1 protein-coding gene is annotated in these 1,345 nt (G+C 68.4%); it reads right to left on the bottom strand.

Annotated elements, in window-relative coordinates; all coding sequences use genetic code 11:
• The coding region (gene fliF, locus ACXJKH_RS20585) for a flagellar basal-body MS-ring/collar protein FliF (protein WP_457322162.1) at window positions 1-1,345 on the bottom strand (1,345 nt) is incomplete at both ends.

The raw sequence follows: 1,345 nt of genomic DNA, 5'->3' as shown, positions 1-1,345 counted from the left end.
CCGGCAGTGCCAGGGTTTCATGTCCGGCCGCGCTCAGGCGTTCGCTGCCCAGTGCGGGCAGGCCTTCGCCGTCATCGACCAGCTGCACGTCGGCGCGGTGCGGTTCCAGGCTGTCATCGCCGGCCTTCTTGGGCTGGCCGGTGATCGAGCGCAGTGCCGGGCGCAGCACGCCGAACACCAGGGCAAGCACCACGATCGCACCGAGCAGCAGCCTCAGGCCGTCCTGCACCTGCGGCAGTTCCCACCACTTCGGCCCTTCGACCGGGGTCACTTCGCGCACGAACGGCGCGTTCATCACCGACACGGTATCGCCACGCTCGGCATCGAAGCCGACCGCCTGTTTCACCAGTGCTTCCACGCGGGTGAGTTCGGCCGCCGACAGGGCCTGGTCGGCCATCTTGCCGTTGGCACCGGCACGCGGCACGTTGTCCACCAGTACCGCCACCGACACACGCTTGATGCGGCCGGCCGGTTGGCGGGTGTGCTGCAGGGTGCGGTCCAGTTCGTAGTTGCGGGTGGCGTTCTTCGAGGTTTCGGTCGGTGCCGCAGCCGTGGCCGGGGCGGCGGCCGGGCCGGGCGGGGTATTGCTGGCCGCACCGGGAACGCCCTGCGGACCGGGGGTGCTGCTGCTGTTCTCGCTCATCTGCTCGCTGCGCAGCTTCTGCGGCTCGCCGTTGTACAGCTCACGGGCTTCCTCGATCACCGAGAAGTCCATGTCCACGCTGACTTCCGGATTGACCCGGCCGGGACCGGTCATGGGTTCGAGCAGTTCGCGGATGCGCTGGTTGAAGGAGGTTTCCTGGCGGCGCACCTGTTCGAACTGCGCCGCGTTCAACGCCGCTTCGCTGTTCGGATCGGACACGCTGAGCATGCGCCCGCTCTGGTCCACCACGGTCACCCGCTCGGGGGTGAGGTCGGGGATGCTGGCGGCCACCATGTGCACGATCGCATCGATCTGGCCGCGTTCCAGCTGCTGGCCGCCGCGCAGTTCCAGCACCACCGAGGCGCTGGCGACATCACGCTGGCGGGTGAAGGCGCTGGGCTTGGGAATGGCCAGGTGCACGCGCGAATCACGCACCGGGCGCAGGGTGTTGATGGTGCGCGACAGCTCGGTTTCCAACGAATGCTGGTAGCGCGCGTTTTCCATGAACTGGCTGACGCCGAAGCCCGGATCGCGCTCCATCAGCTCAAAGCCGAGCCGGCCACTGTCGGTCAGGCCCGAACCGGCCAGCTTGAGGCGCGCATCGTGCAGGTTCTTTTCCGGCACGGTGATGCCACCGGTGGCCGGGTCCAGTTCGAACGGAATCTGCGCGGTGCGCAGCAGGTCGGTGGCCTCGGCGGTGGC

The sequence above is a fragment of the Stenotrophomonas sp. P5_B8 genome (genome assembly GCF_054049855.1).
Note: the sequence above shows the minus strand (reverse complement) of the source record. Positions and strands in the feature narration are given on the sequence as shown.